Origin of the sequence: Pseudomonas sp. Pseusp88 (assembly GCF_047303955.1) — a bacterium.
GTDB lineage: Bacteria > Pseudomonadota > Gammaproteobacteria > Pseudomonadales > Pseudomonadaceae > Aquipseudomonas.
This window is the reverse complement of the sequence record NZ_JBGLYM010000124.1, coordinates 1-268: the sequence shown is the minus strand read 5'-3', so window position 1 is coordinate 268 and position 268 is coordinate 1. Positions and strand designations below refer to the sequence as shown.

The window sequence follows — 268 nt, the reverse complement described above, 5'->3', positions numbered from 1 at the left end:
ATGATATACGGTGTGTAGCTATTAGTGGCATTGTCAACATTATCCAGGTTCAGTGAGCTTCTTAGTGTTAACCCTTTTATAATTTCGTATTCGGCAAATATGCTGCCCAGTGTGCGGTATTTTTTGGTTTGCCCTACCTTGTTCTCCAATTTAGCTATAGGGCTGTTTGCCGAGTTGCCCCAGGTGTATTGTCCGTTCTTAAACGCGTTGGGATATAAACCTACCGTATCTTCCTGAATAGGGCTATAGCTTATGGCCTGGTGAAAAA

1 protein-coding gene is annotated in these 268 nt (G+C 42.5%); it reads right to left on the bottom strand.

What is annotated here, in order from left to right:
* Positions 1-268, bottom strand: a 268-nt coding sequence (locus ACCD02_RS32735; protein WP_413310730.1) for a hypothetical protein, incomplete at both ends; no start/stop codon positions are given.